Genomic DNA, 22,606 nt, shown 5'->3' with positions numbered 1-22,606 from the left:
GTTCATTGTTCCTTTTTGCTGCGCTTGTTTAAGCGCTCAACACCTCTGCGCACCGCCACAAAGAACAGCGGTACAAACAGGACTGCCAGCACGGTAGCGGTAATCATGCCGCCGATTACGCCGGTACCCAGCGCGTTCTGCGCACCAGAGCCTGCTCCACTGGAGACGGCCAGTGGCAATACACCGAGGATGAACGCCAGCGAGGTCATCACAATCGGCCGGAAGCGCAGTCGCAAGGCTTCCAGCGTGGCTTCCACCATCTCCTTGCCTTGTTCCATCTGCTCCTTGGCAAACTCCACGATCAGAATCGCATTCTTGGCCGACAAGCCTATGGTCAATAACAGGCCGACCTGGAAATACACATCATTGGAAAGCCCTCTCAGTGAGGCGGCGATCAAGGCACCAACGACCCCCAGCGGCACCACCAGCATGACCGCAAACGGGATAGACCAGCTTTCATACAAGGCCGCGAGGCACAGGAACACGATCAACAGTGACAAGGCATAAAGTGCTGGCGCCTGCGAGCCTGTCATGCGCTCCTGATAGGAAAGACCAGTCCACTCGTAGCCTATACCGGGGGGCAATTTGGCAGCCAGTGACTCCATGATGGCCATGGCTTCGCCGGTACTATGCCCGGGCGCAGGGGAGCCCATGATTTCGGTCGACGACAAGCCGTTATAGCGCTCCAGCCGTGGTGAGCCATACGCCCAGTGCGCGGTGGCAAATGAGGAGAATGGCACCATTTCACCGTTGGCATTCTTGACGAACCATTTGTCAAAATCCTTGAGGTCCATGCGGGATGAAGCATCGCCTTGCAGGTAAACCCGCTTGATACGGCCACGGTCAATGAAGTCGTTGACATATGAGCTGCCCCAGGCAGTTGATAGCAAGGAATTGATATCCGCTAGCGAAATACCCAGCGCATTGGCTTTGGCCCGATCAATATCCAGCTTGTATTCAGGAGCGTCTTCCTGCCCGTTGGGCCGAACGCCGACCAATGCCGGGTTGGCTGACGCCATGCCCAGCATCTGATTGCGAGCCTGCATCAATGCTTCGTGGCCCAGACCGGCGCGGTCCTGCAATTGCAGGTCAAAGCCCGTGGCATTGCCCAGTTCCACCACGGCCGGCGGAATGAATGCAAAGACCATGGCTTCGCGGATTTGCGAGAAATAGCCCATGGCCTTGCCCGCCACGGCGGATATTTTCAGATCGGGGCGCTTGCGTTCAGACCAGTCCTTCATGCTGACAAAGGCAAGACCGTTGTTTTGCCCGCTACCGCCGAAACTGAAGCCGGATACGGTAAACACCGATTTAACCGCTTCTTTCTGATCTTGCAGAAAATGCCGTTCCACTTGCTGCAATACAGCTTGGGTGCGCTCGGTGGTGGCGCCTGCTGGCAATATCACCTGGGTAAACAGAATGCCCTGATCCTCATCCGGCAAGAAAGACGAAGGCAAGAGCGTAAAGAGCACGCCCATGACCAACACGATCAGGCCATACACCAGACCATAGCGGCCCAGACCATTCAGCATGCGTCTTACCAAGGATTGATTCAGCCTGGTTGTACGTTCAACACCACGATTGAAACCGCCGAACAATCGGCTGGCCAGGCTGCGTTTTGTGTCGCCATGACGATGGGGCTTGAGCAAAGTGGCGCACAAGGCGGGGGTCAGTATCAATGCCACCAGCACGGAAAGCGCCATGGCCGACACGATGGTGATGGAGAACTGGCGATAAATCACGCCGGTGGAGCCACCGAAAAATGCCATGGGCACAAATACCGCGGAAAGCACCAGGGCAATACCGATCAAGGCCCCCGTGATTTGCTCCATGGAACGGCGTGTGGCCTCCTTCGGTGATAGCCCTTCTTCCTGCATCACCCGCTCTACGTTCTCGACCACCACAATCGCATCATCGACCAGTAAGCCGATCGCCAGCACCATGGCAAACATGGTGAGCGTGTTGATAGAGAAACCTGCTGCAGCCAGCACGCCAAACGTGCCAAGCAGCACCACGGGAACAGCAATGGTCGGGATAAGAGTGGCGCGAAAATTCTGCAAGAACACATACATCACGATGAACACCAGAACAATGGCTTCGATCAGTGTTTTCACCACTTCTTCTATCGAAATTTTGACAAAGGGAGTGGTGTCATACGGCAGCACCGCTTTCATGCCTTGCGGAAACAAAGGCTCCAGTTCGGCCAGTTTGGCTTTGACAGCTTCTGCCGTATCCAGCGCATTGGCACCCGTGGCGAGCTTGATCGCCAGACCTGTGGCCGGTTTGCCGTTATAGCGGGCCACCACATCATAACTTTCGCCACCCAGTTCTACACGGGCAACATCACGCAGCCTCACAGCCGCGCCATCCGTGGTACTTTTCAGAAGAATGTCGCCGAACTGCTCCGGGGTCTGCAGGCGGCTTTGCGCCGTCACTGTCGCGTTCAAGGCCTGCCCTTGAGTGGCGGGCATGCCCCCAATCTGACCTGCCGACACCTGGGCATTTTGTGCTGTGATGGCGGCGCTGATATCCGCTGGGGTCAGGGCATAGTTATGCAACTTGGCAGGATCCAGCCAGATGCGCATGGCATATTTGCTGCCGAACAGCTGGGTATCCCCTACGCCATTCACGCGACTGAGTATGTCCTGGATATTCGAACCGACATAATCGCCGAGGTCGATATTGGACATGCTGTTGTCTTCGGAAATAAAGCCCACCACCATCAGGAAGTTGCTGGAAGCCTTGGCGACTTGCACCCCCTGCCGCTGCACATCTTCTGGCAATAGCGGCGTCGCTAGCGCCAGTTTGTTCTGCACCTGCACCTGGGCAATATCAGGATTGGTGCCTGCATCAAAGGTAAGGGTAATGGTCACGCTACCAGATGAGTCACTGGTGGATGACATATATGTCAGGTGATCAATACCTTTCATCTTTTGCTCGATCACCTGCGTGACGCTGTCTTCCACCGCTTTGGCTGACGCGCCCGGATAAGTGGCCGTAATGGAAACCGCGGGCGGGGCAATCATTGGGTATTGGGCAATCGGCAGCGAGCGGATGGCAAGCACGCCCGCCAGCATGATCACGATGGCGATCACCCAGGCAAAAATGGGACGATCAATAAAGAATTTTGACATGATCAGCCCCTAGATTTGCTTGCTAGCGCTGGTTTTATTGGGCGAAACCACCTGTGCCGGCATGCCCGGACGTATCTTTTGCAAGCCGCTCACAATCACCTGATCACCGGCATTCAGGCCTTTATGCACCAGCCATTGATCACCATGGGTCTGGTCTGCCTCGATATTGCGGATTTCCACCTTGCCATCCCGCAGAACAAACACGGTGGGATTACCTTTGGAGTCGCGGCTCACGCTGCCTTGAGGCACGAGGATGGCACTGTCATCCACGCCTTGTTCCAGCACGGCACGCACATACATACCGGGCAGCAATACGCCCTTGGGGTTAGGGAAGACCGCACGCAGGGTGACGGTGCCAGTGGTCTGGCTCACGGTAATATCGGTAAAGGCAAGCTTGCCGTTCAGGCTATAAGTGCTGCCATCTTCGAGGACCAGTTTTACTGCGGCCTGATTTTCACCCGCCTTTTTCAGCAGACCGCTTTCCCATTGATGACGCAGCCTTAACAGTTCGGCACTGGATTGGGTTACATCCACATAGATGGGATCAAGCTGCTGAATGGTGGTCAGCGCGGTCTCCTGGTTGGCGGTCACCAGCGCCCCTGGCGTAACATTGGACTTGGCCACGCGACCAGAAATCGGGGCGATGACGCTGGTGAATCCCAGGTTGATTCTCGCGGTCTGCAAGGCTGCCTTGGCAACATCCACATCCGCCCGCCCTTGTCCCAGCGAGGATTGGGCGTCTTCCAGATCCTGTTTGCTGACGGCCTGTATGGTCGACAATTCACCATAGCGCGTTGCCTTGCTCTTTGCCGCCACCAGATTGGCCTCGGCCTTGTTCAGGCTGGCCTGCGCACTATCCAGTGTCGCCTTATAAGTCGCCGGATCAATTTGATACAAGGGCTGACCAGCTTTCACATCAGCGCCCTCTACAAACAAGCGTTTCTGCAGAATGCCGCCAACCTGTGGACGTACCTCCGACACCAGGAAAGGTGAAGTGCGTCCGGGCAGTTCGGTCGTCAGATTGACCGACTGCGGCTGAACTGTCACGACTTCAACCTGTGCCGCGCCTGAAGAGGTTTGTGCGGGCGCGCCTCCCTGATGACATCCTGCCAGGAGCGCATTCCCAGCGATCAATATCAGCAATATGGCTGACAGGCGTATGTGTTTTACATTGGATTTCATTTGGCTTTCCTTTAACCCCGTGAAGGCACGAATTGCACAGAACACGTAAAATTTAGATCAATCATTCTAGATTGAGCGATCATTCTAATATAAACTACGCAAAAGGCAAATTTTTTACATTTTTTGAAGTTATTTGAAGTTAGGAGAAGCAATGACCACTTCCCAGCCCCCCATCAGCCGCGCCGACCTAAGGCGTAACCAGGTGCTGACGGCCGCCACGGAATGCTTCCGCGCGCATGGTTTTCACGGCACCAGCATGTCCCAATTATCCAAAGCCTCCGGCATGAGCGTCGGCCACATTTATCACTACTTTGAAAATAAAGAGGCCATCATTGAAGCGATTGTGGAAAATGATCTGCTGAAAATATTGCAGATCCCGGAGCGCATAGAGCAAAGCCGAGGCAAGAGCGATATTTTTGATGCCCTGGTGGCAGATGTGGAGCAAAGCGCTGCCGATGCATTTTATGATCCCGATGCGGCGTTACTGCTGGAAATCGTGGCCGAGGCTGCGCGTAATCCTCGCATCGCCAATATCATCCGGCGGGCAGAGGCCACCGCCATGGAAAGCATCAAGAATTATCTTCGAAAAGGATTGCAACAGCGCGAGACCACATTCTCGGAACAATCGCTGGATACCGCCTGCAATCTGCTGGCAGCGTTATTCGAAGGCCTTACCATTAGGCTGATCCGCAACCCCGACCTCTCCCTGCAACACAGCATCCCCATGATGCGCAGGATCATCCGCTATATGCTCGAGCAGGAGATTCCCGAAACTGCCAATCGCTGAAATAGGCAGAAAAAGACTTCCAAGGGCCGTAAGGCCCTTTTTTATTTGGAATATGCCCTCGTGCCGGCTTTAAGTACTGTCAAAAAATGCCGATATCATCACAGCCAGCCAGTTTGTACTGGTAGCGTTTATAAAAACCACAGGTCAGCCAGATAACCTCTAAAAGCCGCCAAATCATGCCGTTCATCCACAATGCCATCGTAAAAACAACATTGCGTTTCCGAAACGGTGATCTTTCGAGATGGCAATGGGGCCATGCACGATGGTAAGCACGCTGGATCCGAATGACATCCCGCACGCAGGCAAGAGCAGCCTGATGAAGAGCTTTATTACTTTCGGCATTTCATCGCTGCTTATACTGATCAGCCTCGCCGCCTTTCTAATTACAGTGGAGTGGCAGGAGTTCAGACGCGCCAGTGCAGCCCATCAGTCCACCGTCAAACTCAAGCTTTTGTTGCTTTATGCAGAAAAACTCTCGCGTGAGCGCGGGCCAACCAATGCCATTCTTGGAAATGCCGATGCTGATGACAGCCAACTGCGACAACCTCTGAAGCTTGCGAGACAGGAAACGGATGACGCTTATGCACGTCTCTGCGCTTCGATAGGCTGTAACAAAACGCCAAACAAACTGATCAGTGAGCTTGGCATGCTGGCGCAGGAACTCGAGCAAGAGAGGAAAACGATAGATAGGCTGGCAAGCCTTCCGCTGAAGGAACGCGGAAATGAGCAAGTCAGCGCGCAGATCGAACGCATGGTTGGCTTTATAAACACCATAAGGCCGTTGATCACGACCCTTAGCAACGATGTCATCATCTCGTCATCGGATATCAGTCTGCTGATTACCGAAGCTCGTCTGGCTGCAACATTGCGCGAATATGCGGGACAATTAGGATCGGCACTTACCCTCTCACTCAGCTTCAAGCGCGAAAGAACCCTGAAAGAACAGCTTAAGTTGGAGCGCCTGAAGGGACATATTGAAGAGTTGCATATGCGCCTTTCCGCTCATTTGGCCGTGGCAGCGCTGCCGGCTGAAATTGCCGATGCAAAAGCCAAAATGGAAGAAGAGTATTTTGTAGAAGCCACTGCCTACCTGGACAGTATCGAAGCATCCACGAATCTGCAGACACTCCCCAGCCCTGACACATTCTATAAAACCTATGTGCCCTTGATGGATTCGATTCTGACCCTGCGGGATGCGCTGTTGGCGGAAGCCGAAGCCAGTACGATCAAGGCCAAACAAGATGCATTGCTTGCTCTCAGTGTGGTGAGCATTCTGATGCTGGTCTTTCTGGCATTGACCATCAAGAAACTGCGCATTATTCATCAACAGGTCGTGGTTCCGATGATGCAGGCCTCTCACGCGCTCAGATCGATCAGTGCTGGCCATTATCAGGAAATTAGCCATTCGAACAATCTGCCGGAAGAAATTGACGAGGTAATGGAAGGCATCAACACCTTGAACCGTCAGATCAAAGCCCGTATTGGCCTGGAGCAGGAACGGGATGAGTTGGTGAAGACACTGACCCTGCAGTCTTCAACGGACTTCCTGACCGGCTTGAAAAATCGTCGTGGCTTTTATGAGGCTGCCAATATCGAATACTCCCGGGCACAACGGCATGCCAGCGAAAGCTGCATCATGCTCATCGACATTGATCATTTCAAGACGGTGAATGATACCTACGGGCATTCCGCAGGCGACTGGGCACTGACCTTTATTGGCGGCATTCTGAAAGATAATTCACGCATACACGACATCTCGGCGCGGCATGGTGGGGAAGAGTTCATCTGCATGCTGGGCAACAGCAATCTGGAGGAGGGCTGCCTGTTTGCCGAAAAAATCCGCACGCTGATTCAAGCCGCCATGGTCGACATTGGACCAGACTTAACGCCGATCAAACTCACGGTCAGCATAGGCATCACCAGCAGCCAGTTTCAGCACCCGCCACTGGATATGATGATCGAGCAGGCAGACCGTGCGCTGTATATGGCCAAAAACCTGGGGCGTAACCGCGTACAGCGCTTTGACGACAGTGCGCTTGCCGCTACGGCACAATATCCGCTGCTGTGACGGTGTTCCGCCCCGACCATTCCAATGTGTGCGGCAGCTGTATTTAAATCATGCTAGATTAGACATTGGACTGGGCAAGACAATGCATTGGAGACAGATACATGGGTAGATTAGAAAACTTCGTTCCGGTGGGCTGCAAGGCATGCCGCGACAAAACCAAGCTCGGCATCGACTTCACCATGGCGTTTCAGCCGATTGTAGATATTTCGGACAGCAGTATCTTCGGTTACGAGGCCCTGGTGCGCGGCATCAATAACGAAGGCGCCGCCAGCATTCTTTCCCAGTTGAACGATGAAAACCGCTACCTGTTTGACCAATCCATACGAGTCAAAGCGATCGACCTGGCACAACAGCTGAATTTGCAGGGCATGCTCAGCATCAATTTTTTGCCCAATGCCGTCTATAAGCCGGAAACCTGCATACGCGCCACGCTGGAAGCCGCGGCCGAAGTCAACTTTCCCACCGACAGGATCATGTTTGAAGTCACGGAAGGCGAGCGCGTCATCGACAACGAGCACCTGCGCAATATCTTCATTGAATACAAAAAACACAACTTCACCACCGCCATCGATGACTTTGGGGCGGGCTATGCCGGGCTCAACCTGCTCGCTGACTGGCAACCGGACATCATCAAGCTAGACATGGCGATGACCCGAAATATCCACCAGGACCGCGTTCGCCGCGCACTGGTATTCGGCATTCTGTCGATTTGCCGCGAGCTGTCTATCAAGGTGATTGCAGAAGGGATTGAAGTCCGAGAAGAATGTCTTACCCTGGCCGACGAAGGCGTGACCTTGTTCCAGGGGTATTTCTTCGCAAAACCCGGCTTTGAATGTCTGCCTACAGTTCCTGACGAGGTCTGGCCCTTGGTCAAATCGCGCCGGGTTCGGGATAGCAGGAGATAGCACCCGCACCCATATCCCGTGGCTGCGTTTTACTTTTCAAATGGACTGATCAAATAAACAAAATTGATCAATCTGCCATATCGCGTAATACTCATGCTCAGCAATACCTTACGGGATCACCCGTGGTGCCAGGCAAGGCTGCAGTGCGAGCCGCCATTGCGTTAGCCCGGTAGAGCAAAGTCAATTTTATTCAATACATTTGAGTTGGTTGCCTCTACCCTTTGTAAAAATAAATATCATTGGGAGCTTCCATGAACATTGCCTTAAAACCTTTGCTTTTAGTCCTGCTGGCGGGCTTATCCGGCAGTGCATTTGCCGAAGAAACGACCAAACCTGTCACCGAACAACTGGTAGATACCCTGACCCAGTTATCAGGCGGACCACATGCCAAGTTTCGCGCTAACCATGCCAAAGGCATTGTCGCCGAAGGCGTATTCACGCCAGCCGCCAGTGCCGCCGAAATTACCAAGGCCAGCATTTTCACCACATCCAACCCTGTCACCGTACGTTATTCCGATGCGACTGGCGTACCGAATATTCCAGATGCCGATGGCAATGCATTTCCCAAGGGTATCGCCATTCGCTTCAACCTGCCTGACCAAAGCCTGGCTGACCTGGTATGCATCTCGGTAAATGGCTTCCCTTCGGCAACGCCTGAAGATTTTCTGGGTCTGCTGAATGCCGTGGCCGCCTCCGGCAAGGAAACAACCAAGCCCACAACGATTGAAAAGTACCTGGGCAGCCATCCAGCCGCGCTGAAATTTGTCACTACGCCCAAGCTGCCGCCTGAGAGTTTTGCCACCCAGGCGTTTTTTGGCGTGAATGCCTTCAAGTTCATCAATGCCAAGGGCGAAACCCACTATGGCCGCTATCGCATCGAGCCGGTGACTGGTCAGAAATTTCTCTCGCCAGAAGCTGCCAAGGCAGCCGATGCCAATTACCTGATGAACGAGCTGCCAGCCAGACTGAAAAATGGCCCATACAGCTACAAGATTTCAGTACAGATTGCTGACGCCGGCGATACGCTGAATGACGCTACCGTGACCTGGCCAGACACCCGCCGCGTGGTGGAGCTGGGCACGTTACAGATCAAGAACATCAAGGCAGACGGAGCGAGCTATGAACGCCAGGTGATGTTCAGCCCGCTCAATCTGGTCGATGGCATTGAACCTAGCGATGACCCCATCCTGCTGGCACGCCCAGGGGCGTATGCCGTGAGTTTTGGCCGCCGCTTGCAGTAATCCAGTTCAACCATACGGGGTCTTGTTGCCAAGACTCCGAGTAGGAGGCAAGCCTGTGTCCCAAGGTAGTACCGACACCCCGACGCTGAGCAATCTGCTCTGTTATGCGCTGTATTCCAGCTCGCTGGCCATGTCGCGGGTTTACCGTCCTTTGCTGGCAGGCCTGTCGCTGACATATCCGCAGTATCTGGTGCTCATGGTGTTATGGACGCAAGATGGATTAACCGTCTCGGATATCGGCGAGTCACTTTCTCTCAATTCGGCGACATTAACCCCCTTGCTGAAGCGCATGGAAACCACCGGCTACATCCACCGTGCGCGTTCTTCCGATGACGAACGCCAAGTGGTGGTCAGCCTGACGGGTAAAGGTCAGCAGACACGTCATGAATCCGCCCGCATCATGGCCTGCATCAGTGAAGCATCAGGGCTGAGCGATAAAAAAATGGCAGAAATGTGCTTACAGCTCAACAGCCTCAGGGATCACTTGAACCAGACGGCATAAGCACGATTTTTTTTAATCAACTGCATCGCACGCGATTTAATCGCACATGAAACACATATCACACAGGAATGCCCAGCGGGCATGTTCTGGAGTGGCATCCTGAAACGTGGTGATTTACCTGAAGGCAAAAGTGCCGTCTTCATCAGGTAGCCAGAACTGCAGCAGGGGGGATGATGGGCAAGGCAGCAGACACAAAACTTACACATATCGCGCAGGATGGCCTGCACCTTTACCGCTATGACATGGCGGCGGGTGCGCGTATCAGCATGGAAAAAGTATTCCATGAAGAAATCGCCATCATCGGCTTCGAACGCTGCGCCTGGCATAGCTCGCAAAATGGCCGCTATTATTTTGAGACCCCTGATTGCCTGGTGATCCGGGATGCAGGTCAGATATTTTCCCTGGAGTCTGCGTATATTTCCCCCAGTGGCGCGGTTTGCCGCGAGTTGCGATTTACGCCGGAATATCTCGACGCATTGTGCGCGCAGCTGGAGCTGCCCCAACCAACGCTGGATTACAGCAACCCATTGCTAGCCTTCGAGCCGCTGACTCGACTGTTCATGCGCACGCATAGCCTGATGGAAAGCAACGATTGTGCGCTGGCAAAATCCAGCTATCTCGCGACCTTTTTCTATGCGCTGCTCAATATCAAGCTGCCACCCCAGATCGCGCAGCAGGGGCAGACTAATCCCAAAAAACTCAACTTCGCCATTGAATACCTGCGCGCATATTTCAGTGATGCCATTACGTTGCCGGCGCTGGCGGCCCATATCGGCATGAATCCGTTTGTGCTGATTCGCCAATTCAAAAAACATCTGGGGATCACCCCACATGAGTATTTACAGATATACCGTGTCATTCAGGCCCGCAAACTGATCGCGCAAGGCCACAAGCTCAGCGAGGTGGCACCGCTGTGCGGATTCGCCGACCAAAGCCACCTGACCCGCAGCTTCCGCAAAAAAATGGGAGTAACGCCGGGGCGCTACTATTCGCTTTGATCAGGGGAAACCTTTACCGTTAGCGCTCTGGTGTAGGCTATCTGCCCACAGGCGCGCCACGATATCAGGGGATTCTTTCATCCGGGCAATCCACCACTTGAGGCCTTCGCCTGCTTCTGCCGTGCGCCATGCGAGACACACAGGTTCTGGCGGGCGCGGCTCCTGTACTTGCCTGGCGACTAGCAGGCCCTGATCCAGCGCTGGTTGCGCAAGAGGAAGTGGCAGAAAACCAAAGCCCAGCCCCGCCACCTGATAATCCAGCTTGGCCTGCATGGTAGGAACGGACAAGGTATCCTGCCCCAGTAGCAAGCCCACAGTACGCGGCGCCAGACGTCGCACCGAATCGCTCACCACCACGGCTCGATAAGGCGCCAGATCATTTTTGCCCAAAGGCTTATCGATCGCAGCGAGTGGATGGCTGGGAGCTACGCAAAATACAAACTCCGTCATACCCAGTACTTCCCTGGCATACCCGCCACCCGAGGGACCTTCACCGGCAGCCCCAATCAGGATGTCCACGCGCCCTTCCAGCAAACTCTCCCAGGTCCCGGACAGGGATTCCTGCACCAGCTTGATCCGTGTTCCGGCAATAGCACAGAAGGCCGTAATGTCTAGAATCAAGGTCCGCGTGGAAAACATGGTATCCATGCCGATATTGAGTTCCGTCTCCCAGCCAGAAGCCACGCGCTTGACCCGCTGTTCAAGCTCCTCCGCCGCGCGGATCAGATGGCGCCCCTCCGTGAGCAATTCGAGTCCCACCTTGGTCAGCGTAACCTTGGGGCCCTGCCGTTCATAAATCTGCACGCCCAGATCCTGCTCCAGCTTGCTGATGGTGTAGGAAATCGTCGACGGGACTTTGAACAAGGCGCCACCAGCGGCAGCAAACGATCCAAGGCGATCTACCGCATCCAGTACCAGCAAGGCATCCAGGCTAATTCTAAACATTCGAAAATTTCGATCCTATATGGGTAATTTTTCCGTTTTTCTTCGCATTAAAGCGCGTTCATACTGGCCCCCATGCTAAACGAAACGCGAATATCCAGCAATTAATGATATTCGAAAAAACTGCATCACAAATTAACCATTACCCAAAGGAGCACACCATGTTAGAGCTACTCAAGAATTCGCAACGCGGCGCAGCAGACCACGGTTGGCTGCAATCGAACCACTCTTTCTCGTTCGGCCACTACTGGAATCCCGAGCAGATGGGGTTTGGCCCGCTGGTGGTGATCAATGAAGACCGTGTACAGCCTGCCCAGGGCTTTGGCACTCACGGCCACCGTGACATGGAAATTATCAGCTACGTGCTGAGCGGCGCGCTTGAGCATAAAGACAGCATGGGCAATGGCTCGGTGATTCGCTATGGCGATGTGCAACGCATGAGCGCAGGCACCGGTGTGCGCCACAGCGAATTCAACCACTCAAAAACCGAGCGCGTGCACTTCTTGCAGATCTGGATAGAGCCGAGCGCCAAGGACATTAACCCTGGCTATGAGGAAAAGCACTTCCCAGTGGAAAGCAAGCAGGGACAGTTGCGCCTGATCGCCTCGCCTGACGGCCGCGATGGTTCGGTCGTGATTCATCAGGATGCGCTCATGTTCGCCAGCATCCTGGATACGAATGACGCCGTAACTTACCAGATCGAGCCAAACCGCACCGCCTATCTGCACCTGATCAGAGGCGCACTGGAAGTCAACGGCCAGAAGCTGACCACTGGTGACGCCCTCAAGATCAAGGACGTTGCCAGCCTGAGCATCGGCCATGCCAGCCAGGCGGAGTTCCTGCTGTTTGATCTTCCTTATTGATCACTGACTGTCATTGAGATCACCGATTTTTAACTTAGGAGTACTGCCATGAAAAATGAAACCATCCTGCTTATCGGGGCTGCCGGCAATAACGGCCAGGCCACCCTGAATGCCCTGCTAAGCTCACCAGGCGATCACATCCGCATTCGTGCGGCGGTGCGCAGCGAAGCCCGAGCCCAGGCACTACGGGCCAAGTATCCGACCATCGAAACCGTCGTGGTCGATCTTGACCAAGCCGCCAGCCTGGCACCCGCATTTATTGGCGTGGATCGGGTATTCATGATCCCCGGCAATGTGGAAAACCGGGCGCAACACGCCAAGTATGCGGTGGATGCAGCCAAAGCCGCCGGTACGGTCAAGCAGTTCGTGCTGTATTCGGTTGTGGGGGCAGAGTGGGAGGCGATACTGTTTGCCCGCCAATTCCGCGAAGCAGAAAAATACCTCGAAGCCTCCGGCCTGCCATGGACGCATCTGCGCACGATCTGGTTTCAGGAAAACTTTCTTAACTGGGCCGCGGGCATCAAGCAGGGTGCGTTTTATTTCGGGGTGCGCGAAGGCCGTTTTGCACCACTCAATGTGCAGGACATCGGCGCCATTGCCGCCCGGGTGCTGACGACGGAAGGTCATGAGCGCAAGGCTTATAACATCACCGGCCCCGAGCTCCTGTCCGGCCATGACATGGCCGCCATTTTTACCCGGGTCACCGGCCGCCAGGTGGACTATGTGTCGCCTCAGGCAACCAGCACCTATGAGTCCCTGATTCAGGATGGCTGGCCAGAGTGGCAAGCCAAAGGCGTGCTGGAGCTGTTTGAGGTCTTTGCTTCCGATCAGGCGGCGGTGATTTCACCCGATGGCGAAAATCTGCTGGGGCGTCCGCTCACCCGGTTTGAAGACTTCGTCCAACAGCACAAATCCACCTTTATTTAAAACAGATGGCCTGCCATGCAGCACTGGCAGGCCACCTTAACAAGGGCGGTCAATTTCATTCAATACACCCGCTCGAGCACTTGTTATAAAGCATTCAGGCACACCACATCACCTTTATTTTCATCTTGAGGAGAACACCATGTCAGCAGCAACCGAAAAACTGATCACCCCGGACAATTGCGTCTTTGTCTTTATCGATCATCAGCCACAAATGTCATTTGGCGTAACCAATATTGACCGCCAACTGTTGAAAAACAATACGGTTGCCATTGCCAAAGCGGCCAAGCTGTTCAATATCCCCACCATCCTCACCGCGGTGGAAACCGAGTCTTTCAGCGGTTACATCTGGCCAGAACTGATGGATGTGCTGCAACAAGATCCCATTGAACGCACCAGCATGAATAGCTGGGAAGACCCGAAATTTATCGAGGCTCTCAAAAAAACCGGCCGCAAGAAACTGGTAATTGCCGCGTTATGGACCGAAGCCTGCCTGGTATTCCCTACCTTGTGTGCGCTGGCTGAGGGCTACGAAGTGCTCATGGTCACCGACGCATCCGGTGGCACTTCGGTAGAAGCACACAATGCCGCGATTCGTCGCTGTGAAAGCCATGGCGCCGAATCCATTACCTCTATCCAGGTATTGCTCGAACTGCAACGCGACTGGGCACGCAAAGAAACCTATGTCGGCACAACCGATATCGCCCGCGAGCACTTTGGCGCCTATGGCATGGGTATCGACTATGCCGCCAGCCTGCTGCATGACTATGGTCAACGTGCGAAATACCCGCACAAGGTTGTGAAGTAAGTCTGTTTATGGCGGCCAGGCCTTCGCCTGGCTGCATTTCGCCCCATGTTGACCCGAGGTACCCATGTCGATCGCCTATGCTGACATCGTTTTATATAACGGCCGCATCACCACACTCCATGCAGAACAGCCCGAGACCAGTGCGATCGCCCTCGCCGCAGGCAAAGTGCTCGCTATCGGCAGCGACCAGGAAATGCACGCTCATGCCGGCCCAGACACGGTGATCATCAATCTGGCCGGCAGGCGCGTCTTGCCCGGGCTCAATGATTCGCACCTACATCTGATCCGTGGTGGCCTTAATTACAACATGGAACTGCGCTGGGAAGGCGTGGGCAGCGTGCAGGATGCGCTAGCCATGCTGCGACTTCAGGCGGCACGCACACCAGCACCGCAATGGGTAAGAGTGGTTGGCGGCTGGAGCGAGTTTCAGTTCAAGGAAAGACGCATGCCCACGCTGGCGGAGATCAACGCCGCCGCGCCTGATACCCCCGTTTTCATTCTGCACCTGTATGACCGCGCCCTGCTGAATGCCGCTGCATTGCGGGCAGCGGGGATTACAAAGGAGACACCGGACCCGGCAGGTGGCCGCATTGAGCGTGATGCCAGAGGCAATCCCACCGGCATGCTGATTGCCGAGCCGAATGCCATGATCCTTTATTCCACGTTGGCAAAAGGCCCGAAATTGCCGCTCGAGGATCAGATCAATTCCACTCGCCATTTCATGCGCGAGTTGAACCGGCTGGGTGTTACCAGCTGCATTGACGCGGGCGGGGGCTTTCAGAATTATCCGGAAGACTATCAGGTAATCGATCAGCTGCATGCCGAGGGAAAAATGACGTTGCGCATTGCCTACAACCTGTTTACCCAGAACAAGGGCGGCGAGCTGGCAGATTTCCAGAAATGGAGCGGCATGGTGACGCCATACAGCGGCGACAGCTATCTGCGACATAACGGCGCAGGCGAGATGCTGGCATTTTCTGCTGCCGACTTTGAGGACTTTTTGCAGCCGCGACCCGAGATGGCATCGCACATGGAACAGGACCTGGGCGAGGTGGTGCGCTTTCTGGTGGAAAAACGCTGGCCATTCCGCCTGCACGCGACTTACGACGAAACCATCGGTCGCGCACTGGATGTGTTTGAGTCGATAGACCGAGACACGCGCTTTGGCGATTTGCGCTGGTTTTTCGACCACGCCGAAACCGTCTCGAGTAAAAACCTGGAACGGATCAAGCGTCTGGGGGGCGGCGTAGCCATCCAACACCGCATGGCCTTTCAGGGCGAATATTTTGTGGATCGCTACGGTAAAAAAGCGGCCGAGCACACTCCGCCTATCCGCAAGATGCTGGAACTCGGGGTACCCGTTGGCGGCGGCACCGATGCCACCCGTGTGGCCAGCTTCAACCCCTGGGTATCGCTTTACTGGCTGGTCACAGGCAAGACGCTGGGCGGCCTCGCGCTTTATGGCGAAAGCAATTGCCTGGAGCGTGAGGAGGCACTAAGACTGTGGACCAGCGGCAGTGCCTACAAATCGCATGAAGAATCCGTGAAAGGAACGCTCGCCCCCGGCATGTATGCCGACCTCACGGTACTGTCCGCCGACTTCATGACGATTCCTGATGAAGCCATCAAGGCGATTACCTCGGTCATGACCATCGTCGGCGGCAAGATTGTCTACGCGGCGGGCGATTATCAGCAGCATGATGCGCCACTGCCCCCGGCGAGTCCCGACTGGTCTCCCGTGCGCTACTTTGGCGGCCACCAGACACCGGACACGCACTATGCCACTCACTCAGCATGCGCTTCTCCAGGCTGCTCAGTACACGGCCATGCTCATCATCATGGTCACGATGGAAAACTTTCCCGCTGGCTGGGGCTGGACCAGGATAGTCAGCGCCCCAGTTTCGATAACCCCTGGGCCATTGGCTGTGGCTGCTTTGCTTACTAGGACATCATGACAACTCCCCAGACTCAGGCCACGGCCGCCTCCGCATTTGCCCCATTCAAATACCGTATTTTCACGGTGTTATGGATGGCAACCCTCATCTCCAACATCGGCACCTGGATGTTCAACGTCACCTCCGGCTGGATCATGACCGAGCTTTCACCATCGCCATTCATGGTGTCGCTGGTGCAGGTGGCCACGGCCTTGCCCATCTTTATCTTTGCCCTGCCGGCTGGCGCACTGGGCGATATTTTTGATCGTCGCAAATTGCTGCTCGTCACCCAGATTGCCTCTGCAGCAGCATTGTTCGTCTTTGCGGCCATCTTGTGGGCAGGCCATGTAAGCGCATGGGGCTTGCTGTTGTTCACCTTTTTCACCGGCGCGGGCTCGGCCTTTGCCATGCCGGCCTGGCAGGCGATTGTGCCACGCCTGGTCGCTAAGGAAGCCCTGCAACCAGCCATCGCGCTGAATGGGGTAAGCGTCAATATTGCCCGGGCGATTGGTCCGGCATTGGGTGGGTTTATTCTGGTGGCCGCGGGGGCGACGGCCACCGTACTGTTTGATGCCGTTACCTATCTTTTTGTCGCCGCAGCCCTGCTGTGGTGGCGAGCCAGTGCAGGGAAAACCGACACCTTGCCACGCGAGCACATGGTAGGAGCCATGCGTGCTGGACTGCGTTTCTCCCTGCGCAGCCAGGCCTTGCGCAGCACCATTATTCGCGCGCTGGCCTTTTTCACGTTTGCTTCGGCATATTGGGCTTTGCTTCCGCTCATCGCCAAAGAGCTTCTGCATGGGGGGCCCGGCCTTTACGGCATCATCCTGACCGCGCTCGGCGCGGGTGCCGTAGCTGGCACTTTCCTTATCGGCAAATTGCGCAAGCAGTTGGGTGCCAATGCCGTGGTCGCTCTGGGTACGCTCGGAACCGCGCTCGCCATGGGATTCTTCGCCTATGGCGGTAACGCTACTCTGGGCGTACTGGCAGGCGTACTCGCCGGATTGTCATGGATCATGGTGATTTCATCGCTGAATGTATCTGCACAAACCGCGCTGCCAGACTGGGTAAGGGCTCGCGGGCTGGCCATTTTCCAGATGATGTTCTGGGGTGCGATGACGGCGGGATCCTTGCTCTGGGGCAAACTTGCCATGAGCCTGGGGTTGCCCCACGCGCTGGTATTGGCTGCCGCCATTTCCCTGCTTTGCATCCCCCTGACCTGGCGCTTCAAGCTCAACCTGGGGGAGCATGACGATTTCGTACCATCCGGCCATTGGCCAGAACCCGTGCTATCAACCCCGGTGGCGCATGACCGTGGGCCAGTGCTGGTCAGCATTGAGTATCACATTCGCCAGGAAGACAGCCATGCCATGCATCACCTGATGCGCGAGCTGGGCGCCTTGCGTCGACGCGATGGTGCGGTGCATTGGGGCGTGTTTGAAGATGTGGCGCGCCCCGGCACGTTTATCGAGATTTTCATTGAAGAATCCTGGGTAGCGCACATGCGCCAGCATTTGCGCGTATCCGGCACGCACAAGCAATTACAGGAAAAAATTCGCGCCTTGCATCAGGGCGATGCCGCGCCCATCGTGCGTCATGCGGTAACGCCAGAGCATGGGGCAGATAGCATTCACTTGCCGGAGGATCATCATGATTAAGATTGTGCTGGGTTTGGTGCTGGGGTTTGGCATAGGCTTTTTCTGTCGCTGGGCAGGCGTCCCAGTACCAGCGCCACCGGTGCTGGCCGGCGCCTTGCTGGTGCTGGCCATGACCATCGGCTTTTTGCTGGCAGACAATATCGCACAACATCGCAAAAGCACTACCCGCCATTTGTGCGGCGGCCCAACTGGCAAGCCGGCTTCGGCAGATGACAAGGAGAGTGCTTGATGGAAACCCTATTACTCGGCATTGTCCTCGGACTGGCGATTGGCTTTGGCTGCAGGTGGTTTGATATTCCGCTGCCTTCGCCACCCAATCTGGTGGGCGCGCTCCTGGTTGTATCCATGACCCTGGGCTTTCTCACTGCCAACACCTTGCTTGCGCCATCGCCAGCGAATGTACACGCCAGCCACGGCGCTTCAACGCTCCTTGCTGGATTGAAAGCCAGCGCTCACTAATTGCCATACAAATAAGGACGCATCATGCCTATTTTTCGACTTGCCCCGCTCGCGGCCTGCCTTTTCAGCAGCCTGTTCACCCTGAACGTATTTGCCGATACACCGCAGACTTCCTTCCCCTCACCCCATGGCGTGACCGTGACGGTCAAGCAGATAGGCCCGGTTACGCAGACTACCGATCTGCAAATCATTACCTTGCTGAAGCATAACCCGCAAGGCGATCAATATATTGAAGCCATGCAGGATTTCAATGACAAGCAGGGCGGTCTGCTACAGGCGCTGCGTGAGCGTGGCGATTTTATTGGTGAACTTGGAGAAACCTTTTTGTATACGCCACCAGGCCAATCCATCACGCCCAGGCAAGTGCTGCTGATCGGCGTGGGCGATGAGAAGAGCCTTTCGCTGGAAAGCTTGCGCCTGGCTGGGCGCATTGCCATTCGTGAAGCCGTACGCCTGAATGCCCATCATGTGTCATTTGCCCCCACGCTACGTGATCAAGGCAGCAGCGTGATTGAAGTTGGCGCAGGCGATGCTGCGGTGGTGGAAGAGGGGCTCCTGGCTTATGACACGGAGAAGCGCTTGCAGGCGCAAGGACTGGCTCCCGCCTTTGACATTCAGGAATGGGTGATCGAAGCAGGCCCCAAATACTATCAAAGCGTGAATACGCAAATTGACCGTGCAATCCAGCAGGTAAGCCTAACCCTTCAGAAAAAGGGCACTGAACCTTATGTGGCCGCCAGCAAAAAATAACCTGGCGCTCGCCGGCGTGCTCGGCAGCCTGATCACGGCCTGCCCGGCTTTCGCGGATGACTACGTGACACCCTTGGACCTCAAAACCGGGAAGGTACTGGTATTGCCCGAGGATTCAGCCTTGGCAGAGGATGCCACCACCGGGCATCCCAGCCGCCATCCACCACCGTATACCTTGTTGCGTTATACCGAGCGCTATTCCTATCTGGCAGAACCGGGCTATGCCCGTGATGGGCTGGATTCGCTTAAATATATTCCCCTTACGCCGAACAATCCTGAGAGCTATCTAAGCCTGGGCGGCGAGGTACGCGAGCGCTATGAGAGCTACCATAACCAGGGGTTCGGGGTTTCTGGCCCCAAGCAGAATGACTACGGTTTACAGCGCCTGCTGTTGCACGCGGACCTGCACTTCAACGAACGCTTGCGCGTGTTTGCCCAAGGGATTTCCAGCGTGCAGTTTGGTGGCGAATTCAAGAGTCCGATCAACCAGAATCCGCTAGACCTGCAACAGGCGTTTGTCGATTACACCTGGGGCGAACCTACCCCCAATGGAGAGCGCCTGACCTTGCGTGGCGGGCGATTTTCCATGGCATATGGCTCAAGCCGATTAGTTGCCACGCGAGCTGCTCCCAATACTCCGCTCAAATTTGATGGTGTGCAGCTAATCGCCTCGGCGGGCGGTAAAACCAAACTGTATGCCTTTGCGGTCCGCCCGGTAGAAGAGCAGCGCTACCGGCCAGATGCGGCAAATGAAGAGCAGACGTTTTATGGCGTGTATGCATCCCGCCCCCTGACTCCCGAACTTAGCGCAGATCTTTATTATCTGGGCTTTCGCGATGAAAAAAGCGCCTATGTGGATGCCAGCGGCCTCGAAAACCGCCATTCCATAGGTAGCCGCTGGTTTGGCAAAAGCGGCAATTGGGACTATGACATCGAGCCCGTCTACCAGTTTGGGCACGTAGACAACCAGGATATACGGGCCTGGACATTGGCAAACGACATTGGCTACACTTTCCTGCAGCATCCCTGGCAGCCCAGGCTGGGACTCAAGCTGGATATCGCCAGTGGCGATCGCCACCAGGGCGATGGTACGGTTGGCACCTTCAATCCGCTTTTTTTCAAGGCAGGGTATTTCAATGATGCCAGCTTGCTGCGACCCGCCAATATCAAGGATCTGCATGTCTCCTTGCAAACCCAGCCCCTGGAAAACCTTACCGCCACTCTGGGCGTCGATGCGATCTGGCGCTTCAGCAAGGAAGACGCGGTATATGCCACCAATGGCGCCGTCAGTCTGCCCGCCAATGTACAAGGCATGTATGTGGGCACCACGGCAGAAGGCTCATTGCAATGGAAGGCCAGCCGCCATATGGTCGCCACGCTGTCTTATGTACATCTTTATGCCAGCAGTTATGTGAAAAATGCAGGGGGTGGCGATGTGGATTATGTGGCGACGTGGCTCAGTTTTTTATGGTGATGGCATGAAAAAGTAAAACGCAAGGGATTCCATATATACAGACCTGTATATATACTAGCTTCTCCATTCACAACACAAGGGAGAAGATAATGAATGTTTTACTCATAGGATCAGTTGCTTGCATCACCGCATTAATTTCATCCGCCTGGTTGATGACCTTTGCCAAATGGTTTCCGTTACCAGGCGTAGATGCTTTCGTGGTCGATTACAAAACCATGATACGCGCACACGTGGACTATGCCTTGATGGCGTTATTCGGCCTGGGATTTTATGGCGCGGGCGTCGAGCTCCCCGTCATTGCCTGCTGGTGTCTGGCGATAGGCGGTTTCACCAACCCCACGATTTTTACCATTGCAGCGTTTGATCCCGACTTCTGGAGCAAGAAAAAGTGGAAGGTATTCTCAGCGCTGAGTTTCGTGATTTCCACCATTGGCTTTATGTGGATAGCGTATACCCTGCTGATGCACGCTTTGGCGTGAGTGGGTATTAACACCCGCTGCAACCCAACCCCGGCAAGGGCTGCCTGCGTAGCTCTTGCCATTCTCATGTTGAATAGGGGATGCCTCCCCGACACTCAACGCGCATCCCAATAAGGCTCCGGACCGTAACGTTCCAGCAGAAAATCTATAAAAGTACGCGCCTTGAGCGGCAGAAAGCGATTGGGCAAATACATGGCGTACACATGCTGCTCGACTGGAATGTAATCAGACAGTACCGATTGCAGATGCCCGGATTGCAGGTGATTACCGACAATAAAAGTTGGCAATAGCGCCAGCCCGAAGCCCCCCAGCACCACCTGCGACAAGGCTTCATCATCATTGATGCGCACACGGCCAGATACCGGCACCGCAATCTCGCCATCCGGCCCGCTGAATCGCCAATAACCTTTATCCCCTGAATGGATATAGTCCAGGCAATTGTGCGCCGTCAGCGCCATGGGCGAAGCGGGCAAACCATGCTGCCGGAAATATGCCGGGGTACCACACACCTGGCGCCGTACGGGCGCGAGCTTGCGCGCCACCAGCGCGGATGGCGGTTCCTGGGCAACCTTGATAATCACGTCGTAGCCCTCTTCCGCCATATCAATCGCTCTATCTGTAACAGTCATATCCAGCTCCACCTCAGGATACTGTTGTAGAAAATCCGCCATGGCCGGCGCCACATGCAAGGTGCCAAAAGCCACAGAAGCAGCAACGCGCAAGGTGCCGCTGGGCTTGCTGTTAAGGTTTTCCACCACCTGACTGGCGCGCTCGGACTCTGTGACGATGCGCGCGCAGTGTTCCAGCATGCCAGCACCCACTTCCGTGAGGCTGAGGTGGCGCGTGCTGCGATTGAGCAAGCGGGCGCCCAGAGCAGTTTCCAGTTTGGCAACCGCCTTGCTGACCGCGGAGCGCGACATGCCCAGCTTTCTGGCGGCGGTGGAAAAACTTTGCTCCTGAGCCACATGGGCAAAAATAGCCATCAAATTGAGATCATGCATGTTTATTGTATCCATTAAGGAAACTTACCTTTTCCAGTATAGCGGCTTATGGCGGGCTTGATATGCGCTTATGATGTGATGGCATGCCCCTGCCATTTGGCGGGGGCTTTCGTTTTTAAAGGATATTTAACATGCAAGACAGGTATTTATATATATCAGAGCCGGATTATGCCGTGCTGCACACCCTGACCCGACATCATGCCCTGAGCGACGAGCTGGATCGCGCCATTGTTGTACCAAGTGAAAAAATGCCGCCGGATATCGTCGGCCTCAATTCGCGCGTCACCTATGTGGATGAAAGTAACGGCGTTAGTCGCACCATTGAGCTGGTGCTGCCAGAAGAAGCCAATATGGAACAGGGCAAGATATCGGTGCTGGCTCCGGTAGGCACGGCGCTACTGGGGCTCAAAGCCGGACAAAGCATTGAATGGCCTTTCCCCAATGGCATGCCACGTCGCTTGCGCGTGGTGAGCACCTTATCGGCATAAAGCGCATAC

21 protein-coding genes are annotated in these 22,606 nt (G+C 55.1%); 17 read left to right on the top strand and 4 right to left on the bottom strand.

Annotation, left to right across the window (positions count from 1 at the left end; genetic code table 11):
• Window positions 1-2 precede the first annotated feature (2 nt).
• Entirely contained in the window at window positions 3-3,134 is a 3,132-nt protein-coding gene (locus tag FNL37_RS01130) for an efflux RND transporter permease subunit (RefSeq protein WP_159354845.1), read from the bottom strand.
• A gap of 9 nt (window positions 3,135-3,143) precedes the next feature.
• Window positions 3,144-4,316, bottom strand: coding sequence for an efflux RND transporter periplasmic adaptor subunit (locus FNL37_RS01125; protein WP_159354844.1), 1,173 nt, complete (start codon window positions 4,314-4,316; stop codon window positions 3,144-3,146).
• Between the two features lie 151 nt (window positions 4,317-4,467).
• On the opposite strand from FNL37_RS01125, the gene FNL37_RS01120 reads away from it, so the two are divergent.
• The 6 genes from FNL37_RS01120 (at window position 4,468) to FNL37_RS01095 (ending at window position 10,817) form a co-directional block, all read left to right on the top strand.
• Entirely contained in the window at window positions 4,468-5,103 is a 636-nt protein-coding gene (locus FNL37_RS01120) for a TetR/AcrR family transcriptional regulator (protein ID WP_159354843.1), read from the top strand.
• A gap of 262 nt (window positions 5,104-5,365) precedes the next feature.
• Entirely contained in the window at window positions 5,366-7,171 is a 1,806-nt protein-coding gene (locus FNL37_RS01115) for a GGDEF domain-containing protein (protein ID WP_244948166.1), read from the top strand.
• Between the two features lie 101 nt (window positions 7,172-7,272).
• Window positions 7,273-8,076 (top strand): EAL domain-containing protein, encoded by an 804-nt coding sequence (locus FNL37_RS01110; protein WP_013443377.1) that lies wholly within the window; start codon window positions 7,273-7,275, stop codon window positions 8,074-8,076.
• A 251-nt stretch (window positions 8,077-8,327) separates the two neighbouring features.
• On the top strand, window positions 8,328-9,317 hold the full coding sequence (locus tag FNL37_RS01105; RefSeq protein ID WP_159354841.1) for a catalase family peroxidase: 990 nt from the start codon (window positions 8,328-8,330) through the stop codon (window positions 9,315-9,317).
• Between the two features lie 55 nt (window positions 9,318-9,372).
• Window positions 9,373-9,819 (top strand): MarR family winged helix-turn-helix transcriptional regulator, encoded by a 447-nt coding sequence (locus FNL37_RS01100; protein WP_013443379.1) that lies wholly within the window; start codon window positions 9,373-9,375, stop codon window positions 9,817-9,819.
• Between the two features lie 170 nt (window positions 9,820-9,989).
• A complete protein-coding gene (locus tag FNL37_RS01095; protein ID WP_015831137.1) occupies window positions 9,990-10,817 on the top strand; it encodes a helix-turn-helix transcriptional regulator in 828 nt (275 codons plus the stop codon).
• Here the strand turns inward: FNL37_RS01095 and FNL37_RS01090 are convergent, their stop codons facing one another.
• Complete coding sequence (locus tag FNL37_RS01090; protein WP_159354840.1) at window positions 10,818-11,762, bottom strand: LysR family transcriptional regulator; 945 nt, start codon at window positions 11,760-11,762, stop codon at window positions 10,818-10,820.
• 158 nt (window positions 11,763-11,920) lie between these two features.
• Here FNL37_RS01090 and FNL37_RS01085 point away from each other — a divergent pair, with 158 nt between their 5' ends.
• From FNL37_RS01085 to FNL37_RS01040, 10 genes are all read left to right on the top strand, one after another.
• Window positions 11,921-12,622 carry a pirin family protein gene (locus FNL37_RS01085; protein WP_159354839.1) on the top strand — a complete coding sequence of 234 codons (702 nt, stop codon included), beginning with the start codon at window positions 11,921-11,923 and terminating at the stop codon, window positions 12,620-12,622.
• Window positions 12,623-12,670: 48 nt separating this feature from the next.
• The gene (locus FNL37_RS01080; RefSeq protein ID WP_159354838.1) at window positions 12,671-13,549 is read left to right on the top strand and encodes an SDR family oxidoreductase; all 879 of its coding nucleotides are present in this window, start codon (window positions 12,671-12,673) and stop codon (window positions 13,547-13,549) included.
• Window positions 13,550-13,688: 139 nt separating this feature from the next.
• Window positions 13,689-14,354 (top strand): hydrolase, encoded by a 666-nt coding sequence (locus FNL37_RS01075; RefSeq protein ID WP_013443384.1) that lies wholly within the window; start codon window positions 13,689-13,691, stop codon window positions 14,352-14,354.
• A 64-nt stretch (window positions 14,355-14,418) separates the two neighbouring features.
• A complete protein-coding gene (locus FNL37_RS01070) occupies window positions 14,419-16,299 on the top strand; it encodes an amidohydrolase (protein ID WP_159354837.1) in 1,881 nt (626 codons plus the stop codon).
• A 6-nt stretch (window positions 16,300-16,305) separates the two neighbouring features.
• Entirely contained in the window at window positions 16,306-17,946 is a 1,641-nt protein-coding gene (locus FNL37_RS01065) for an MFS transporter (protein ID WP_159354836.1), read from the top strand.
• A complete protein-coding gene (locus tag FNL37_RS01060) occupies window positions 17,939-18,175 on the top strand; it encodes a DUF1427 family protein (RefSeq protein ID WP_015831144.1) in 237 nt (78 codons plus the stop codon). The genes FNL37_RS01065 and FNL37_RS01060 overlap by 8 nt, the downstream gene beginning before the upstream one ends.
• Entirely contained in the window at window positions 18,175-18,405 is a 231-nt protein-coding gene (locus FNL37_RS01055; protein ID WP_159354835.1) for a DUF1427 family protein, read from the top strand. The genes FNL37_RS01060 and FNL37_RS01055 overlap by 1 nt, the downstream gene beginning before the upstream one ends.
• Before the next feature lie 24 nt (window positions 18,406-18,429).
• Complete coding sequence (locus FNL37_RS01050) at window positions 18,430-19,155, top strand: M17 family peptidase N-terminal domain-containing protein (protein ID WP_159354834.1); 726 nt, start codon at window positions 18,430-18,432, stop codon at window positions 19,153-19,155.
• A complete protein-coding gene (locus FNL37_RS01045) occupies window positions 19,133-20,629 on the top strand; it encodes an alginate export family protein (RefSeq protein WP_159354833.1) in 1,497 nt (498 codons plus the stop codon). The genes FNL37_RS01050 and FNL37_RS01045 overlap by 23 nt, the downstream gene beginning before the upstream one ends.
• 89 nt (window positions 20,630-20,718) lie before the next feature.
• The gene (locus FNL37_RS01040; RefSeq protein WP_013443391.1) at window positions 20,719-21,108 is read left to right on the top strand and encodes a hypothetical protein; all 390 of its coding nucleotides are present in this window, start codon (window positions 20,719-20,721) and stop codon (window positions 21,106-21,108) included.
• Window positions 21,109-21,203: 95 nt separating this feature from the next.
• Here FNL37_RS01040 and FNL37_RS01035 read toward each other — a convergent pair whose 3' ends face one another.
• Window positions 21,204-22,109, bottom strand: coding sequence for a LysR family transcriptional regulator (locus tag FNL37_RS01035; RefSeq protein ID WP_159354832.1), 906 nt, complete (start codon window positions 22,107-22,109; stop codon window positions 21,204-21,206).
• A gap of 131 nt (window positions 22,110-22,240) precedes the next feature.
• Here FNL37_RS01035 and rnk point away from each other — a divergent pair, with 131 nt between their 5' ends.
• The gene (gene rnk, locus FNL37_RS01030; RefSeq protein ID WP_013443393.1) at window positions 22,241-22,597 is read left to right on the top strand and encodes a nucleoside diphosphate kinase regulator; all 357 of its coding nucleotides are present in this window, start codon (window positions 22,241-22,243) and stop codon (window positions 22,595-22,597) included.
• The last annotated feature ends 9 nt before the right edge of the window (window positions 22,598-22,606 follow it).

The organism is Methylovorus glucosotrophus, assembly GCF_009858335.1.
Lineage (GTDB): Bacteria > Pseudomonadota > Gammaproteobacteria > Burkholderiales > Methylophilaceae > Methylovorus > Methylovorus glucosotrophus.
This window is presented reverse-complemented; position numbering and strand designations above follow the sequence as displayed.

What these genes read in the sequence shown, in the direction of transcription:
- FNL37_RS01130 (WP_159354845.1), bottom strand. Translation starts at nt 3,134, where the DNA reads ATGTCAAAATTCTTTATTGATCGTCCCATTTTTGCCTGGGTGATCGCC.
- FNL37_RS01125 (WP_159354844.1), bottom strand. Translation starts at nt 4,316, where the DNA reads ATGAAATCCAATGTAAAACACATACGCCTGTCAGCCATATTGCTGATA.
- FNL37_RS01120 (WP_159354843.1), top strand. Translation starts at nt 4,468, where the DNA reads ATGACCACTTCCCAGCCCCCCATCAGCCGCGCCGACCTAAGGCGTAAC.
- FNL37_RS01115 (WP_244948166.1), top strand. Translation starts at nt 5,366, where the DNA reads ATGGTAAGCACGCTGGATCCGAATGACATCCCGCACGCAGGCAAGAGC.
- FNL37_RS01110 (WP_013443377.1), top strand. Translation starts at nt 7,273, where the DNA reads ATGGGTAGATTAGAAAACTTCGTTCCGGTGGGCTGCAAGGCATGCCGC.
- FNL37_RS01105 (WP_159354841.1), top strand. Translation starts at nt 8,328, where the DNA reads ATGAACATTGCCTTAAAACCTTTGCTTTTAGTCCTGCTGGCGGGCTTA.
- FNL37_RS01095 (WP_015831137.1), top strand. Translation starts at nt 9,990, where the DNA reads ATGATGGGCAAGGCAGCAGACACAAAACTTACACATATCGCGCAGGAT.
- FNL37_RS01090 (WP_159354840.1), bottom strand. Translation starts at nt 11,762, where the DNA reads ATGTTTAGAATTAGCCTGGATGCCTTGCTGGTACTGGATGCGGTAGAT.
- FNL37_RS01085 (WP_159354839.1), top strand. Translation starts at nt 11,921, where the DNA reads ATGTTAGAGCTACTCAAGAATTCGCAACGCGGCGCAGCAGACCACGGT.
- FNL37_RS01080 (WP_159354838.1), top strand. Translation starts at nt 12,671, where the DNA reads ATGAAAAATGAAACCATCCTGCTTATCGGGGCTGCCGGCAATAACGGC.
- FNL37_RS01075 (WP_013443384.1), top strand. Translation starts at nt 13,689, where the DNA reads ATGTCAGCAGCAACCGAAAAACTGATCACCCCGGACAATTGCGTCTTT.
- FNL37_RS01070 (WP_159354837.1), top strand. Translation starts at nt 14,419, where the DNA reads ATGTCGATCGCCTATGCTGACATCGTTTTATATAACGGCCGCATCACC.
- FNL37_RS01065 (WP_159354836.1), top strand. Translation starts at nt 16,306, where the DNA reads ATGACAACTCCCCAGACTCAGGCCACGGCCGCCTCCGCATTTGCCCCA.
- FNL37_RS01060 (WP_015831144.1), top strand. Translation starts at nt 17,939, where the DNA reads ATGATTAAGATTGTGCTGGGTTTGGTGCTGGGGTTTGGCATAGGCTTT.
- FNL37_RS01055 (WP_159354835.1), top strand. Translation starts at nt 18,175, where the DNA reads ATGGAAACCCTATTACTCGGCATTGTCCTCGGACTGGCGATTGGCTTT.
- FNL37_RS01050 (WP_159354834.1), top strand. Translation starts at nt 18,430, where the DNA reads ATGCCTATTTTTCGACTTGCCCCGCTCGCGGCCTGCCTTTTCAGCAGC.
- FNL37_RS01045 (WP_159354833.1), top strand. Translation starts at nt 19,133, where the DNA reads ATGTGGCCGCCAGCAAAAAATAACCTGGCGCTCGCCGGCGTGCTCGGC.
- FNL37_RS01040 (WP_013443391.1), top strand. Translation starts at nt 20,719, where the DNA reads ATGAATGTTTTACTCATAGGATCAGTTGCTTGCATCACCGCATTAATT.
- FNL37_RS01035 (WP_159354832.1), bottom strand. Translation starts at nt 22,109, where the DNA reads ATGCATGATCTCAATTTGATGGCTATTTTTGCCCATGTGGCTCAGGAG.
- rnk (WP_013443393.1), top strand. Translation starts at nt 22,241, where the DNA reads ATGCAAGACAGGTATTTATATATATCAGAGCCGGATTATGCCGTGCTG.